General features: G+C 38.2%; 14 protein-coding genes. 1 reads left to right on the top strand and 13 read right to left on the bottom strand.

The features are described from left to right. Positions 1-32: 32 nt before the first annotated feature. Entirely contained in the window at positions 33-794 is a 762-nt protein-coding gene (locus tag RI845_RS10075) for a hypothetical protein (protein WP_348386050.1), read from the bottom strand. A gap of 694 nt (positions 795-1488) precedes the next feature. Between RI845_RS10075 and RI845_RS10070 the strand changes: the two genes are divergently transcribed. Then, positions 1489-2418: a LysR family transcriptional regulator gene (locus RI845_RS10070; RefSeq protein WP_348386049.1), complete on the top strand. Its 930-nt coding sequence runs from the start codon at positions 1489-1491 to the stop codon at positions 2416-2418. An 18-nt stretch (positions 2419-2436) separates the two neighbouring features. Here RI845_RS10070 and RI845_RS10065 read toward each other — a convergent pair whose 3' ends face one another. The 12 genes from RI845_RS10065 to RI845_RS10010 all read right to left on the bottom strand — a co-directional run bounded on the left by RI845_RS10065 (position 2437) and on the right by RI845_RS10010 (position 17513). Further along, positions 2437-3825 carry a hypothetical protein gene (locus tag RI845_RS10065; RefSeq protein ID WP_348386048.1) on the bottom strand — a complete coding sequence of 463 codons (1389 nt, stop codon included), beginning with the start codon at positions 3823-3825 and terminating at the stop codon, positions 2437-2439. Next, on the bottom strand, positions 3815-4570 hold the full coding sequence (locus tag RI845_RS10060) for a hypothetical protein (protein WP_348386047.1): 756 nt from the start codon (positions 4568-4570) through the stop codon (positions 3815-3817). Before RI845_RS10060 ends, RI845_RS10065 begins: the two co-directional genes overlap by 11 nt. Then, positions 4564-5526, bottom strand: a complete 963-nt coding sequence (locus tag RI845_RS10055; RefSeq protein WP_348386046.1) for a VWA domain-containing protein — start codon at positions 5524-5526, stop codon at positions 4564-4566. Before RI845_RS10055 ends, RI845_RS10060 begins: the two co-directional genes overlap by 7 nt. Beyond that, entirely contained in the window at positions 5523-6554 is a 1032-nt protein-coding gene (locus RI845_RS10050) for a vWA domain-containing protein (protein WP_348386045.1), read from the bottom strand. The genes RI845_RS10055 and RI845_RS10050 overlap by 4 nt, the downstream gene beginning before the upstream one ends. Beyond that, positions 6547-7053, bottom strand: a complete 507-nt coding sequence (locus RI845_RS10045) for a DUF4381 domain-containing protein (RefSeq protein ID WP_348386044.1) — start codon at positions 7051-7053, stop codon at positions 6547-6549. The genes RI845_RS10050 and RI845_RS10045 overlap by 8 nt, the downstream gene beginning before the upstream one ends. Next, complete coding sequence (locus RI845_RS10040; RefSeq protein WP_348386043.1) at positions 7053-8030, bottom strand: DUF58 domain-containing protein; 978 nt, start codon at positions 8028-8030, stop codon at positions 7053-7055. The genes RI845_RS10045 and RI845_RS10040 overlap by 1 nt, the downstream gene beginning before the upstream one ends. Positions 8031-8089: 59 nt before the next feature. Continuing rightward, positions 8090-9058, bottom strand: a complete 969-nt coding sequence (locus RI845_RS10035) for an AAA family ATPase (RefSeq protein ID WP_348386042.1) — start codon at positions 9056-9058, stop codon at positions 8090-8092. Between the two features lie 166 nt (positions 9059-9224). After that, positions 9225-11480, bottom strand: a complete 2256-nt coding sequence (locus RI845_RS10030; RefSeq protein WP_348386041.1) for a multiheme c-type cytochrome — start codon at positions 11478-11480, stop codon at positions 9225-9227. Position 11481: 1 nt separating this feature from the next. Continuing rightward, entirely contained in the window at positions 11482-12369 is an 888-nt protein-coding gene (locus RI845_RS10025; protein ID WP_348386040.1) for a formylglycine-generating enzyme family protein, read from the bottom strand. Positions 12370-12420: 51 nt separating this feature from the next. Further along, positions 12421-14130 (bottom strand): alkaline phosphatase family protein, encoded by a 1710-nt coding sequence (locus RI845_RS10020; protein ID WP_348386039.1) that lies wholly within the window; start codon positions 14128-14130, stop codon positions 12421-12423. 90 nt (positions 14131-14220) lie between these two features. Beyond that, positions 14221-15720, bottom strand: coding sequence for an arylsulfatase (locus RI845_RS10015; RefSeq protein WP_405054004.1), 1500 nt, complete (start codon positions 15718-15720; stop codon positions 14221-14223). Between the two features lie 224 nt (positions 15721-15944). After that, positions 15945-17513 carry an arylsulfatase gene (locus RI845_RS10010; RefSeq protein ID WP_348386038.1) on the bottom strand — a complete coding sequence of 523 codons (1569 nt, stop codon included), beginning with the start codon at positions 17511-17513 and terminating at the stop codon, positions 15945-15947. Positions 17514-17528 lie beyond the last annotated feature (15 nt).

Here is a 17528-nt window from a genome sequence, read left to right as displayed (position 1 = left end):
CAACCTTTTTGCCCACTTGCAGTACAAAAAAGTTAGAACTTAAATATAAGTCCTACAGCTGGACCGTGAGTTACGGTGTCATATTGAAAGTAACCGGGTTGGCCTTTGTTACCTTCGTCAAAATTAACCCAGGTGGCTTTATAATTTAAATCCAGAGTCATTAACTCATTGATGTTATATAAAACACCTGCTTTTAAAGTTGAAGTAAACTCAGAGCTAGAACCTATACTAAACCCGCCAACATCTGCGTGTGCTTGAAACGTCCAATTATCAGAAAGTTTTTGATGAACTCGTATGCCAACTACAGCGTCTATCCAATCAGACTTTACTTGACGATCAAAACTTCCATCTAATGATGAGTTGTTTACGTTTAGCTCTAAATCGTTATCCCACCATCTTGCACCGGCAATATAGTCAATGTGACCATTTGCAATTTCGGTACGATAAACGGCTAATCCTTCTAAAACACCTTGACGAACTTCTGCATTCACTCTGGTTCCATTGTCACTTTTAGTGGTGGCACCTAGGTCCATATAACCATAATCAAACACCATGCCCCATCCATTCGTATGATGAGCTTCAAAATGTAACATTCCACCACTTTCAAGATTTTCTAAAATGGTGTCAAAATTAACATCTAAATCTGTTTTTGGAGCTCTTCCTAAACTTGCATCACCTTCTATGGTTGTAGCCATTAAGTAAGGCTCAAGTTGAAAGCTCCAATCATCAGCGTGTGCTGCAGATGGCATGATTGTTAGTACTAAAAGGCCTAACGTAGATTTAATAAATTTCATGATAATTTTCCAAGTAACTTAAGCAATAAAGTGTATCTTTAGGTGCGCATTTTAGTCTTTTAAAAAATAGTTAGAACCAAATTAAATGTATAGGCCTATTACTCAAACTAATAGTTCATAGATAACAACAGTTTAACTTTAGATACGTGGAATAAATTTTGTGTTTTATGTTGCTGTAAGGTTTATGTTTTGTAACGTGTTGGCTAGAGGGTGGTAAATGGGGGGTTAATGCTTTTTGTTTGTCGTTTGTTTTTTAGACTGGCGATATAACAACTTGAACTTTTCTTTGAAAAACGAGTCTGCGTGTATTTAGGTTACAATAATGGCTTTTGTAACGCTTTATTTATTACATTAAGTTTGTACTGGCAAATTTTAACAGTGTATAAGCACTTAAGATAACTATGTACCAAATAGGGTTGCAGTGTAATGTTTTGCTAATTATGTTCAAGGTCTTGTCCTTTATATAAATTACCGAAATGTAGTCATCATAAAACCGAATAATAAAGTAGGGCATTACAAGAATAGAGTATTTCGATACATTTGATTGCATTTTAGATACAAAATGAGCAGAAAAGAAATTAATTGTGTTTTTAGCGCTATAATTACTGCTTATAGTAGGCAGTCTTTAAGTTTCGTTTTTGTTTGCTATTCCTCGATAATAACAATATTTAAAGTTTTAAATTAAGGAAAAATTTTGTCACGAAATATGAGAAATATTGATCTAAATTTGTTGCCGGTATTTTCAGCGTTAATGCGAGACAAAAATTTAAGTCACACAGCAGAAAACCTAGGAATGACACAACCTGCTGTTTCACAAGCGTTGAAGAGACTACGCTCCCTTTATAATGATCCTCTTTTTGAACGAAAAGGGGGGAAGATGGAACCTACTTTAAAAGCAGAGGCTATTTACCCTGGGGTAGAAGTTATCTTAAACGATGTGCTACACACGTTACCTGAACAAGATAAGTTTGATCATAAAACATCGAATAAACATTTTCATGTTAATATTTTAGGCGTTGCGCATAAATTATTCATGACCAATGTCATTAAAAAGCTTGCTCAAATTGCACCAAATATTTCTGTTACAGTAACTTCTGATATTGTTGAAGATATTGAAAAGTCGCTGCGCGACAGAGTATATGATTTGCACATCGATTATATGAAAGGCGAGCAAACAAGTTGTCATCAAGAAGCCATCTTTAGCGATGATCTATACATCATGGCAAGAAAGGACCACCCAAGATTGCAGGGCCTTAAAGAAATTACGATAGAACAGTATATGGCTGAGTTCCATGCCGCTATTACTCCAAGATCAGATAACATTTACCCACTTCTTAAAGCAATTAAAGATTTACCATTAGTTAGGGAAGTTCGCTACACCAATAGTAGTATCAGAAATATTATTGAGATTGTTGGAGTGACGGATTATCTTTGTATCATGCCCCTTGGAATGCTGGCTTCAATGATAAACTACCAAGACTATATTTGGTTCAAACCGCCATTTTATACCAAAAATATGGATGCCTATATGAGTTGGCATTGGGCAATGGAACATTTTCAGTCACACAAATGGCTACGAAGTGTCATTATTGAAAGCTGCAAAGAACTAAAACGTCTTGATTAAAAATAATATAGACAGGTTTTATTTATTCAATTTAATGAAATCTTTATAATTCAAATCTTTAGTTTTATTGTTGTTCGGATTGTTTTTAAGTAATTGGTTACCTTGCAATACTGTAAAGTCCGTCTTGTTATTTACACCAGTTTTATAGGCTGTTTGTAATAATTGAGCAATCAAAGTTCGTTTTTCCTTACTATAGCCAAAGTGCTGCTTTAAGGTTTCAATATCATCTACTTCTGCATCAATAATTTGGTAAAGCATGGCACATGCTTGTTGATAATCCTTATTGCTAAGCGCCATTAAAAATTGCTTTTTCTGTTTTCGGTACTGTTGACGGCTAACCTTTTTGTAGAAATGTACTAATGCAGCTTTATTGCGGATAGTGGCGACAACAGTTGTTACCAACAAGGTCAAAATGAGTAACGTTATAAACGTCATCATTAAGGTTTTCAAACTAAACAGCTTTCCAGAAAAGTCTAAGTATTGAGAAAGTCTGAACGAGCTATCGCCAACAACAGACCATGTTACTTCAGGCACTACAACTGTTTCTAACTGCTGCTCGACAGTGTTCCACCAATAAAACTGTTGCTCGGCAATGGTATAATCGCCAACCTGCTCAAAATAGTAGGTAAATGATTCTGTGCGCTTGCCTATAAGAACCCCTCGATTGCTTCGATCGGTTAAAGTTGCTGGCTTTTGGTAAATGCTTACGCCGTTTAATTCTGGTTTAGTCAGTTGTGGTAACATCATTGCAGGTACATTTTCCGCAGACAATGTAATCGTTCGTGTAATTGCATTACCTATTTCGATTTTTTGCTGTGATTCTGTTCCTTCTTCAATGTTAATGCTTAAATTTGAAGTGACCACGTAATCGTCATATGGCTCCATTTCAGGTGGCATATGGGCGGTAAAGCTTAATTTATCAGTATATAATTTTCCTGAGGCATTTGGCGCTGATGCTTGGTTTACTGAGATGTTTACCTCGATATTCGGTAATGTATACGTACCAGCTTTCATTGGGTACAAGGTTATTTCCCTAAGCTGGGTGGCCCAAGTTTCACCGTTTATCCGTTTGCTGCCATTAATAACAACTTCATTGTTGGCAAGCATAACTACTTCTTCTACTGCAAAAGGTACAACTGATATCCCACCTGCAAACCATCGGTTGGTGGCAATGTGTATTTCTATTACTACTGGTTGTTTTGCAATAATGTTGTCTGCATTTTTGATATTTGCTGAAATTGTTAATTGCTCGCTGTTTACTAATTGTTGTAAATCATTTGCGTAAACTGAATTTGCATGACTGAACAAAAAAGCGAATAAAACAATTAATGTTGTATTTGAACGTATTGCATTCTTTACCATCAACAAACAATTAACCGTAATTGCAAAGGTGCTTTTATTGATCATTTTCAGCCCCTTTAGCGTTTAATTCGCTATCCTGTCTTTGCAATTGCATATGAAATTTTTGCCCAAGAAATTGGGCTGGATTTTTTTGTACTTGACGTAGCCACATATCATTTAGATTGGCATCAAGTAACAATTGCTCTGCGGAAAGTTGTTCTATTTCTTGAGTTTGCATTTCTTTTTTGTCTGCACCTTCACCGGTTTGAGGTTCATCACCGAGCTCTTTTGGACTATCTCCTTCTTCAGCTTTTTGGCTTTCAGACATTCGATTGACTTCTTCGATAATCGCTTGAACAATCGTTAAGTTTGTCAATGCGGCGGTATTTTCTGGGTAATCATTCAGGATTGCTTGATACACTGTACGTGCCTTTACATAGCGTCGGGCGTGCGCTAACGCGTTACCTTTTGCTAACCTGTCTCCGACATGATCGTATTGACTATACAGTAATGATGCTTGTTCAAATTGCTCAGCACCATATAAGCTAAATGCTTGCCATCGTGTATTGGTAAATACTTTGGCGGCAAGGTCATACTTTTCAAGTTTGAATAATATTTGCCCTTGTTGATCTTTGGTCAACCAAATATTGGCAAATTGCTGAGGCTTTAAGTAAATAAAGCCTACAAGTAAAATAAGCATGACACTAATAAAATAGATTTTGTATTTGTGATATTTAGTTTTCACCCTGGCAAACACAGAGTGATTTAACTTAAATCGCATTATTATTTGTTGATGCAGAGAATTTACCATTGCAAAGTCCAGCCTCGACGAAACCAAAATAAAAACATTAACGCAAGAATAAATACCAGAGGGTAACCGGCATCAAGCCAGGGACGACCTGCGTCTTCTACGATCACTAGGTTATTTTCAATAAAACGGTTTACCTGTTCAACATCATGATTATCAAAGGTAAGTTCAACGATTCGACCACCACTTTCATCGGCTAAATTTTCCAACTGGGCTAGTTGCATTGGGATTATATTTTTATCTGAATCCAGTGTTTGTTCTGTATTTCCTATTGCCCAAACAACCAATTGATGTGGTTGAACATTAAAAAATTCAGAGAATTTGGCTACTGTTTCTGCGGTAGCACCATCGCCAATCAATAATAACGACCCTGGCACTTTAGTAGGGGACAACATAGATTGGGTTATAGGTATTACTTTTTCCGGTAATTTGCCTTGCATTGGCATTAAATTGCTATCCAAGGCATCTAAAAAGTGGCTGATCATCTCTGTGTCTTTAGTAATTGGCATTACCGTATGAGCACTACCTGAGTAGGCTATTAGGGCGGTATTACTGTCACCTCGCAATTTTAGTAACTCAATGATTTTATGTTTAGCGCGTGCTAAACGAGTAGGTTGCACATCACTTTGCTGCATCGTATTTGACACGTCCAGCGCTATCACTAAGGCTGAATTGTCTTCAGTTAGAGGCGACGGTTGTTGTTGCCAAGTTGGGCCAGATAATATTAAACACAGTAAAAATAAGCAGTATTGACCTAACCTTCTAGGGGATAACCAATGATTTGTATTGCCTTCTACATTTAGGTGATCAATTATTTCTTTTGACATAATAGGGCGCCAAGTGGCTAAAGTATCACTGCGTTTGGTAAAAGCATTGATTAACCAATATCCAACGATAAGGGCCAATAACCAAAAGGGGCGTAAAAAATGAAAGTGTTGAAACTGCATTAACTCGTTCATAATACGTCCTTGCTCGACTCAATGTTTGTTTCATTTAGACGTTTTGCTTTACGATTGTTATAAGCAAAAACTAAGTTAACAACAGTAAATGCCAACAAGTAGAGTACTAACATAACCATTAGTGGATAATGATGAGCGCTCGTTCTTGGTCGAAATGACTTACTGTCAAATAATTGTGGTTCAAGTTCGTCGATTTGTTGATAGACTTGTTTCAGCTCTTCTCTGTTAAGTGCTTCAAAAGCCGCGCCGCCTGTTACGTTTGCAATTTCATCAAGTACGGCTAAATCTACTTTCTTTTCACCCACTGCTTCCGGATCACCTACTGCAATAGTATATATTTTAATATTGTATGCAGCGGCAACTTTTGCCGCATCTATTGGCGGTACCTTTGAGCCGGTATCATTACCATCAGTGAGTACAATGAGCACCCGGTGCTCTGTTTGCTCATTCTCAAAGACACTAATTGCTAAGCCTATAGCATCACCAAAGGCCGTACTTTGGCCGGCCATACCAATATCAGATTCTTTTAATAGGTCAAGCCAAGTATGTATATCAGCCGTAAAAGGGGCCTGTAAATAAGGTGCATTACCAAATAAAATTAGTCCTAAACGGTCACTTTCTCTGCCTTTGGCAAAATCAAATAACACATCTTTAACTGCATCTAAACGGTTTATGGTTTGACCTCGCTGGTTGGTAAAATCCTGCTCTGCCATTGAACCTGATAAATCAACCGCGACCATAAGATCTCTGGCAGATTTTTGTTGAATGATAGGTTGGCCAACTATTTCAGGCTTTGCCATCGCAATAACAATACACAGCCATGAAATTAACAGGAATACACCTTGTAGCCGTTTTCGGTTTAAAATTACGGCGCCATGTTGTGGGGTTTCTCCGGTCACATCGACTAATCGTTCGAAATAAGGTACCTGCAGCGACTGTTTGCGTTCTTTATAAACAGGAGCTAACCAAAAGATTAGGACTGGTAAGGGAGTCAGTGCAAAAAGCCAAGGGTAAACAAACTCAATCATTTAACCTCCTATGAAATTTTAACCACAGGCTTATCTCATTGATCACACTATTAAGTTGTTCTGTGCTAATTTCAAAGGCAGGGTTGTAGGCGAGTTGGTGCAGAATGCCTGAACAATTTTTATTAAAATTACTTTGCTCACACTGCTGATCAAGCCATTCCTCCCAGTTTTTACCGTTAAGCTGGGTAATGTCACTCCTATCAAATGCATGTAATGCACTGGTACGAAGCAGGGCGGGAAGTTGTTGATAGTTTAAATAACAGTGTTGGCTGCTTGAGTGTTTAATTTCAATAAGACATTTTAATGCATTTCGTCGATAAGCATCATCTTGATATCGTTTAATGGCAAAATAAATTCGTTTGAACACCAGTAATAAAACAACAATGAACAGCAGTTGCCAACCAATGGTATTTGGCCACCAACTAATTGCATCCGGCTGATTGGTTTCAACGATATCTAATACTAAATAATTGCCCCATGGCTCAGGAAAAAGTCTCATTAGCCTGCCTTACCTAACGCTTTACGGAGCTGTTTTTCTATAGGTTCCAAGGTGTTTAATGAAAGCAATGGAATACGATTTTTTCTTGTGGCAGATTCAAATCGGTTTTCTTGTTGTTCTATACTGACTCGGTACTTTTCTTGCGTGTTACGATTTAAAGAGGAAAACTGAATTTGTTTTTCACCATCACTTACCACCATATTACTCATCTCTGGAAGTTGTTGTTCGAGAGGGTCATATATTTGGCAGGCGATTACGTCATTATGCTGACGAATGTTTTTTATTAACTGGGTGCTTTTAGTATCCCAACCGTGACCATCACCTACAATTATTATTAAGGCATTATGGCCACAAATATGGCTTATTTTAATCAAGGCTTCATTAATTGAGTTGCTATTTGGCTCGCCTTTACCTACCTTCAATTGGTGATTCATTTTAACCACCTCGGCTAATACGTTTACAACATGCAGTTTGCCACGTTTAGCGGACACAACTTTTACTTGTTTATCATTAAAAACGACAGCTCCAATGCGATCACCGCTATCAGTAACTTTCCACGCCATCAATGCAGCGATTTCAGCAGCAATGACTGATTTCATTTTATTTGTGCTACCAAAAAACATTGAACTTGACTGATTAACCACTAAGTACACATTTCGTTCACGTTCCTCGGTATATACTTTAATGTGTGGTTTTCCTGTTCGGCGGGTAACTTTCCAGTCCATACTTCGAATATCATCACCGGGACGATAATGACGCAGTTCTTCAAAGTTTAGGCCTCTACCACGTAATTTTGAAACGTTTTTACCACTTAGAGCACTGTTTACCGGTTGTTTTGTTAGAAATGAAAAGCCTTTTGCCTTATGCTGTAAGCGACGCAAATCGTTAATATCAACGTAAATGTTTTTGCTTTTGTTACGAGCTGCGTCAGTACTACCGCTAGGAGTATCGATTGCATTTGACCTATCTTTTTTCATTAAAGAATTTCACTCTTATAGCGTGTGTAAAGTCTAAAGTCGCGTATTAAATGGCTAACCTAAGCGGTTGCCACTTGTCGTAAAATTTCATCAATTACCTGATCAGCGGTAACACCATCTGCTAACGCATCGTAACTGAGCATTAACCTGTGACGCAGGACCGCATGAACAATGGAACGAACGTCATCGGGATCAACAAAGTCTTTGCCGTTTAACCAGGCTTGAGCTCTTGCGCACTTATCCAATGCAATACTTGCTCTAGGGCTAGAGCCTACACTGATCCAATGTTGCAATGGCGAGTCAGGATAGCGTTCAGGTTTTCTTGTCGCCATGATGATAGCCACCAAATAATTAACTATTGTGTCACTCATTTGCACTTTGTGAATTTCTTCGCGCGCATTAAAAATATGTTGAGGATCAATTTTCTCAAGCTGCATGGTGTTTGTTATTTCTTCAGAGCGAACCAGTTTTATGATTTGCGCTTCAGCATCATCATCTGGATATTCAAGGTTTATCTTCATAATAAACCTGTCCATCTGAGCTTCTGGCAGTGGGTAGGTACCTTCTTGCTCCACTGGGTTTTGTGTTGCTAAGACCATAAACAAATCAGGCAGTTTATAGGTTTTACCGGCAACGGTGATTTGCCTTTCCTCCATTGCCTCTAACAATGCCGCTTGAACTTTAGCCGGTGAGCGATTGATCTCATCGGCTAACAACAAATTATTAAATACCGGCCCTTGTTGGAAGGTTAGTACAGGTTTGCCATCAACTTCCTGGTAAACCTCTGTACCAGTAACATCAGACGGTAATAAGTCTGGGGTGAATTGTACCCGCCCCAAGTCAACACTTAATGTACTGGCAAGACTTTTAATCGAACGGGTCTTTGCTGTGCCTGGTAAACCTTCCAATAACACATTACCGTTGGTTAACAAGGCAAGCAGTAATGAATCGATAACGTTGGATTGTCCAATAACCGAGGTTTGAATTTGAGCTTTTAATTGTTGTAAGGCTTCAAAGCTTTGGCTCATAATCTGATCCTATAATTGTAAATTAAACGCTAATATCACTTTCGTGGCGTATATGCTGTTCATATATATACAGTGTAAACGATAAATAATGTCATTAAAGTTAATTGTTTAACTAGTACTATTAATATTGCTTATAGTAGATTTATGGCTCGTTTTGACTGTGAAGCTACTTATTGCTATCTAGTTTTTGTTGCAATTGATCAACCACGGTTTTTGGCGCTATAGTTGCTAATTCACTTAAACATTGCTTTGCTTGAAATGCCTTGTGTCTGATCAGCATGTCACACAGACCATAGAGGTATTGTGGGTTGCCGCCTATCTCATAAGCTTTTTGCAATGCTTGTTGCGCTTTGACTTTTGACGTCGATTCAACACTTAAACCATAAACATAGTGAAAGTTCTCATTTTCTGGTTCTATTTCAATGGCTTGTTTAAAGCGTTCAATTGCTTGAGGTGTCTGTTTGTTACGAATATGAGCGAGACCAATACTATAAGCAAAATTGCCATTATCTGGTATTGCTTTCATACCTTGTTCTAAAATTGAAATAGCTTTATTGTCCTGATTTTGGCGTCGAAATAAATCGGCTAAATTTATATAGGCATTAGCAAAAATAGGCTCTATTCTTATGCTTTCTTTGTAAGCCGACTCAGCTTTATTATATTGTGCTTGATGGGTATATACATTGCCCTTATTAGTATGGGCATAACCTCTATCACTATTAAAGTTTTGGACATCAATATATTCGTTTAACGCAGGAGTTAAGTGTTCTTTATTAGCGTCAGAAAGTTCACTCCATAAAGGGATCAATGCTAGAGCCGCTTCGGTACGAACGCTTAGCACTTTATCTGTCAATAAAGGCGCAACAATTCTCCAACGTTCTGCGCCTCGTATGCCTATTGCACCTCTAATCGCACCTACACGCATATTACTATCAGGGCTTTTAGCTCCTCGTGCAATGGCAATTAAAGTATTTGTATCAGCAAAAGGTTGCATCCGTGCTAACGCAGAAGCTCTTACGATGTCTGAGTAATGAGTATTTTGCGCAATTTGAGAAAGCGGAGTCGCCATACTGGCCATATTTCTATCAGCACCGGCAAATACTGGAGCAAAATGACGTTCACTAGTTATGGTCGAGTCGGGGTACCATTTTTCAGTTTTTCCTTTACTCCACTGGCTAGTTTTATCTTGATGACAGCTTAAACAGGTATCAGGTGTCCCCAGTGCTTCTGCTATGTCAGGGCGGGGGATGTGCCATGCATGGTCAGCTCTATCGTCTACTTGCATGTAGGTTGTCTCAGGCATATGGCAACTTACACATTGTGCACCGGCCGAGTCTTCCTTATGGTGGTGATGTTGCTCAGAGGCATAGGTTGTTGGTAAGTGACATTGCAGACATACGGATTCTTTAGCTATGGTTAATTTTGCGCTATGAGGATCATGGCAATTACTGCACACCACACCATTTTTACTCATTTTACTTTGTAAGAATGAACCATAGACAAAATCTTCGTCGTAGATTTGGCCATCCGGGTAATATAAGTTTGGCTCTAATAGGCTTAAAAGGTACCTGTCACCAAACTCTTTACTTTTTACATGATCTTTATCGCTTATTTGCACATGGCGAGAATGACATTGCGCACAAACAAGGGTTTGCTCACTATGTTCTATTTTCTCTGGAGTTAATGTGGTTTTATCTTGTTCTAATACCCAGTTACTTACTGATTTAGTTATGTTGCGCTCAAAGCCAGAAAATTTCACCGTTTTATCTGCATTGTCTGTCCAGGTTAAATGTTCACTCGCGGGGCCATGACATGCTTCACAACCCACGTTTATTTCTTTAAAACTGGTTTTGTAAGTATTGGTTTTTACATCGAAATTCTTTTTAACATCGGTAGAGTGACAATCAGCACACATGTAATTCCAGTTTTGGCCATTATTGGTCCAAAAATATTCTTGATGACTTTGAGTAAATTGTGGATATAAATCAAACCAGCGTTGACCTCCATCTTCCTTCGTTCGGGAATCCCAGGCAAAAGGGATCAGTTGTACTCGACCATCGCTAAATTCCACCATGTATTGCTGCAGGGGTTCATAGGCGAAGGTGTATTTAATTTGGTAATCATGAAATTTTCCATCAGGGCCTTCTATATTTACCCAATACTGGTCTTGCTTCATGTAAAAGCGATTAGTTTTTCCTCTAAATTCAAGACTAACATTATTAAAGTCGCCTAGTACTGAATCTGGCTTTGCATGGCGCATAGCCATATCATGGTGAGAGCCTTGCCATGCTTTCGCTTGTTCATTATGACAATCTGTACATTGCTCTGTGCCGACGTACTCTGCTGCAAAAACTTTGCTGCTTAATAGTAGTAACACTAAATTTAAGATAATTAATGTTAAAAGCTGATAAGTTGATCTCATATTATTTCTTACTCAAAGCTAAACGAAAGCCAATGTCGGGCATGCGAACGTTGTTGGTGGCGCCATCACGACGATATACCTCTGATTCATCTGGCCCAAACTCATAGCCAGAGCCACGAATAACCTTCATGGTTTTTTGTTTGGGATCTGTTGAACGCAAAAAAAGTGGGTTGGTTCTGGCCTTTGTACTGTAGGTATTTCGATCCATATCGTCTTGGCAAAACTCCCATAAATTTCCCGTCATATCGTATAAACCTAACTCATTTGGTTGTTTTAAAGCGACAGGGTGGCTTTTATTTTTAGAGTTTGCTTGATACCAGGCAACATCGGCAATATTGTTTGAACCACTATAAATAAAACCCTTTGATTGTTGCCCACCTTTTGCGGCATATTCCCATTCCGCTTCTGTTGGTAAACGAAATTTTAAACCAGTGGCATTATTTAAACGTTCAATGAATACCTGTACATTAAACCAACTAATGTTATTAATAGGGCAGGTATCACAGGTAAAATAAGCTGTATTCCATCCCATGATCTCTTCCCACAGTAACGCTTGAACTTCAGTTTTGCCAATGTAAAAGCCATCTAGGCTAACAGTATGTACGGTGTTTTCTCTGTTTCTTGCCGTAGGCGCGTCAGAGCCCATTAAAAAATTTCCACCTTCAACCCAAACCATATTAGCTAGCAATTGTTCTTCACTAGCCTTTGATAACTGATGTTTTTTTTCAGGGCTCTTAGTATTCTCGGATGGCTTCGTGACCTTGTCTGTATCTGCAGACGTATCTACAGACGTATCTTCACTAGGGGCACACCCTAAAATCAGTAACGTTAGTAGGTTTAATAAAAATAGCCTGAATAATCTAATATATAAGTTTGTTAATCGTTTCATATATGCAGCTCAAAAATTATTATTGGTTAAAAGAAACATCGGTTAAAACAATCATTGGTTAAATACTTCAGTCAGAATTACACCATTACTTGCAGATGGAGGTTTAATTGCCATTATCGCTGACAAGGTCGGCGCTACATCTACAGTTTGTACCCTTCTATATACATGTTTTGCCGGTATTGTTTTTCCTACAAAAATAATTGGTACAAAGGTGTCGTATGACCAAGCCGAGCCATGAACCGAAGCAACTTTTAAACCATCAAGGTTGTTTATAAAGTTTTGTGGTTTAAATACGACATAAATATCACCAGATCGGGCCGGGTAAAAATTGTTTTTAATAGCTTTATTTAGTTGAGTATCCGCTAATTGATTTGTTTTTACTTTATTACTAGCAACCGTATGATAAACATCGGTTTCTTTTAAAAGTGCTGCTGCCACTTTATCCTGCACATCATTTAAGTCAAGTTTGTTTTTAGCAATAAGCGTTTGATCTAAATAGATATAAGGGTGGTGATAAGATGATATGAGTGGCTCTTTTAAGCCCAATTCAGCTTTAAGTTTGATAATGGAATCCAATGTATCCCATTGTTTAGGGCTAACGTACGCACCTTGTACATCATGTTCATTTAAGTAACCAGGGGCATCTGGGCCGCCGTGATCGGCAGAAAGTACAATAACTGTATTATCTAAGCCGATGTTGTCATCAATATATGCAAAAAAACCTTCTAAGGTTCTATCAAGTCTAAGAATATTGTCTTCACTTTCAAGACTGGACGCGCCAAAGAAGTGTCCTATGTAGTCCGTTGCTGAAAAACTAACTGCGAGATAATCGGTAACATTATCTTGACCTAGTTGTTCATGATGAATGAGTTGTTTGGCAAAACCTGCAGTCATTTCATCACCAAAAGGGCTGACGGTTAGTAAAGTACTAAAGTATTTTGATTCACCAAGTGGGTGAGGGAATGTTCGACCATAACCAGCTAAATCCATTTCCCATGCTCGATCATCTGAATTGCCAAAAAGATATGTTGATTTTTCATCAAGGAGTTGCCATTTTTTATTTTTGTAATTATCTGATATTTTCTTGTCGTTCCATTCGTTCAGCCATTTAGGGTACTGATTGTAATAATAACTACTACTGACGAATTCTTGACTTTTTTTCGAAAACCAAAATGCTTTACCGCCATGCCCAGCCATAGATACGGCGCCTCTGTCTTTTACTGAGACGGCAAACACTTTAGCGTTACCATTACTATTAATGACCATCTCATCACTAAATGTTGATGCCATTATGGTGTTAGGTGAGCGTCCTTCTACGCTTGCCGCTTTTTGTGTAGGATCTATTTCAGTGTTTTTATCAACACTTGCGCCTTTGGTTAGTAATACATAGTTTGAATCTTCGATATTATAAACGGTATGGCCTTTTTGTCTGTTATACCAAATATTTCCAACCAAGCCATGATTTGAGGGATGGGCCCCAGTAGCAAGAGTTGCATGTCCGACAATTGTTTCGGTATTAGCATGACCGTGATGGGCATCACGATAAACAGTGCCATTATTTAATAAATAATTAAATCCTGAACCCACAAACCGGTCTTGGTAGCGAAACATTAAATCGCCGCGCAGTTGGTCTACGGTGATTTGAATAATTAACTTAGGCTTTTCAATTGGTTTATTGCCAAAGGCGTTACTATTAAATGTAATAGCAAAAAGTGCCAGCGATATGAGCTTAAGTGGGGTTGAATTTATACAGCAATTCATTTTCTATCCTATTTATCTATAAAGTGCCTAACAACATTAGAATGTTATTAGGCACAACTATCATGCAGATTTTTAAAGCTCTCGCTATGTTTATGGTACAAAACTGCCTGGTTTTTGACGTTGTGGAAATTCTTTAAAGGTTTGTTTGAATTTTGCCACTTTAAACATTGCAGGAGCGAATAAGAACATATGCTCAGCATACCACTGCTCATAACCGCCAGCTTCATGATCCATACGTTCTAATGGATCCATCCTTAAGTTATACATTTTGGGTGCTCTCAATACACTCCATGGATTCTGCCATGTTTCTAAACCATGAGCTTTTTGTTCGCGAAAAACCATTTTATAATCGCCATCGCGAATCGCTACAACTTCACCTGTGTCAGAAGAGTAAATAAAATCTGTTCGTGGTCCAGGTTTCGAGGTGTCTAAAAAGTGTGGTAAGAAATTATAACCGTCTAAATGTACTTTATATTTAGTTCCTGCAACCGTTTTACCTTTTTTAAGATCTTCTTTAATGCTGTTATCACCAACTGCAGCCAAGATAGTTGGCAACCAATCTTGAGTCGATATTATTTCATTAGACACTTGATTTGGTTTTATTTTTCCTGGCCATTTAACCATCATTGGCACCCGATACCCGCCTTCCCAATTTGAGTTTTTCTCACCTCTAAATAACGTGTAACCACCATCAGGCCATAACATTAATTCAGCGCCATTATCTGTGGTATACATAACAATGGTATTATCTGCTATTTTAAGGTCATCAAGTTTGTCAAGTAATTGGCCTACATGGCCATCATGCTCAACCATACCGTCAGCATAAATACCTTGACCAGTTACGCCTTGAGATTCAGCTTTTAATCGTGTCCAAACATGCATGCGAGTGGTATTAAACCAAACAAAAAATGGTTTTTTAGCAGCATGGGCTTTATCGATAAACTTTAATGTTTTAGCCAACACTTCTTCATCGACAGTTTCCATTCTTTTTTTAGTTAATGGCCCTGTATCTTCTACTTTTCCATCAGCAAATGAGTGAATAACACCACGCGGACCGAAGCGTTTTTTAAACTCTGGGTCTTTAGGGTAATCTGGGTGTTCAGGTTCATCTTCCGCGTTTAGGTGGTAAAGGTTACCAAAAAACTCATCAAAACCATGGTTACTTGGTAAATGTTCATCTTGATCGCCCAAATGGTTTTTGCCAAATTGACCTGTCATATAACCATGGGGTTTTAATAACTCAGCAATCGTTGGGTCTTTTTTATTTAAACCTTCTTTAGCACCTGGCAAACCAACTTTTGTTAAACCAGTGCGAATAGGGTGCTGGCCGGTAATAAACCCTGCACGGCCTGCAGTACAGCTTTGGTCGCCATAAGAGTCGGTAAACAAAATACCGTCATTAGCGATTCTATCGATGTTTGGTGTTTTATATCCCATCATGCCTCGATTGTATGCGCTAATATTAAATGGACCAATATCATCACCCCATATGGCGAGAACATTTGGTTTAGAGGTGTCAGTGGTAGCTAATACGGGTATTGAAAAAATCAACATTCCCAAACCTAAGAACAACTTCTTACTTCTTTTCATAAAATACCCTTACTAATTAAGTGGTTAATTCAGTTTTATACATTATTTTTATTAAAATTAACTATAGTAAAGGAACTTAAAGTAATCGATTATCTAAACCAAATAATAAAATTTAAATTAATCGCTTTTCTTTGTTTTAAATAATTACAAAAAAATCTTGTGAAAAAAATAAACCAGTAAGTTAGTTAACTTACTGGTTTATATCTATTTATAGAGTAATTATATTATTTGTCTGCAAGTTCAGTTTGTACTTTATTAACAAACGCTTTCATTTGTAATGTTGTATAGTCAATATCTGCAGCGCCAAAGCTTTGTCCTGCTTGCATTGGGTAACCTTCTAATGAGCCAAGGAAGTCTTGAACCTTGCCACTTACAGGTACGAATGCCCACATGTTATCAATCATCCAACGAATATACATTGAAGACTCTGTTGGACCTTTTTCAAACGGGTCAGCACGCAAGTTTACCAATTGCGGCCATGCTGGTACTTCACGTACGCCTCGAGCCATGTCGCCTTTTACTAATGCGAAGCTTGCTTTCCAGTCGTTCCAACGAATCGCATTTAATTGACCTGTTTGACTAAAATACATAATAGTATCACGTGGAGCTTCATCTACTTTACCTTCGAAGAATGGTTTGAAGTTGAAACCGTCTAAATGAACACGCCATTGTTTATCATTGATCTCATCGCCTTTTTTCAGGTCTGCAACCAAGGTGTCATTACCCATTGCTGCGGCCAAAGTAGGCATCCAGTCAAGATGAGACATCATCGCGTTAACCTTTGAACCAGGTTCAATTGTGCCAGGCCATCTAACTAGTTGTGGAACACGCATGCCGCCTTCATAAGTAGTACCTTTCTCGCCATGGAATGGGGTGTTACCACCGTCTGGCCATGTGAATGTTTCAGCGCCGTTATCAGTTGTGTAGATAACAATGGTATTATCTGCAATATCCAAGTCGTCAAGTTTATCCAGTAAGATACCAACTTGTTCATCGTGTTCAAGCATGCCATCTGCATAAATACTTATGCCTGATTTGCCTTGCCATTTCTCTTGTAAATGAGTCCAAACATGCATACGAGTGCTGTTGTACCAAATAAAGAATGGTTTTTCGGCTTTGTGAGCTTTATCGATGAATTTTAAAGTTTCACCTAAAAATTCCTCATCGGCAGTTTCCATACGTTTTTTAGTTAATGGACCAGTATCTTCCATACGACCATCAGCATAAGTATGTAATACGCCGCGTGGGCCATATTTCTTCTTAAATTCAGGGTCTTTCGGGTAGTAATATGTTTCTGGCTCTTCTTCAGCGTTTAAGTGGTAAAGATTACCAAAGAACTCATCAAAACCGTGTTTTGTTGGTAAGTGTTTGTCTTGATCGCCTAAATGGTTTTTACCAAATTGACCAGTCATATAACCGTTGTCTTTAGCAACATCAGCCATAGTCGGTGCCCAGTCAGGAATACCATGTGAAGAACCTGGCATACCAATAGTTAGCAAGCCTGTTCTAAAAGGTTCTTGGCCTAATATGAATGATGAACGCCCAGCAGTACAACTTTGTTGTGCGTACTGATCGGTAAACAAAGCACCTTCATTTGCAATTCTATCAATGTTAGGTGTTTGATAACCCATCATGCCGTGATTATATGCACTAATGTTATAAATGCCGATATCATCACCCCAAATGGCCAGAATGTTAGGCTTAGATGTATCTGTTGTTGCCATACTCGCTACTGATGTAAGCAATAGACCAAGGCCTAGAGTACATTTTGTAAATTTACTTTTTACCGTCATAATTTCATTACCTTA

It is taken from the genome of Thalassotalea nanhaiensis, from assembly GCF_031583575.1.
Classification (GTDB): Bacteria; Pseudomonadota; Gammaproteobacteria; order Enterobacterales; family Alteromonadaceae; genus Thalassotalea_A; species Thalassotalea_A nanhaiensis.
The sequence above is the reverse complement of the archived record's forward strand: the minus strand, read 5'-3'. Positions and strand labels throughout refer to the sequence as shown.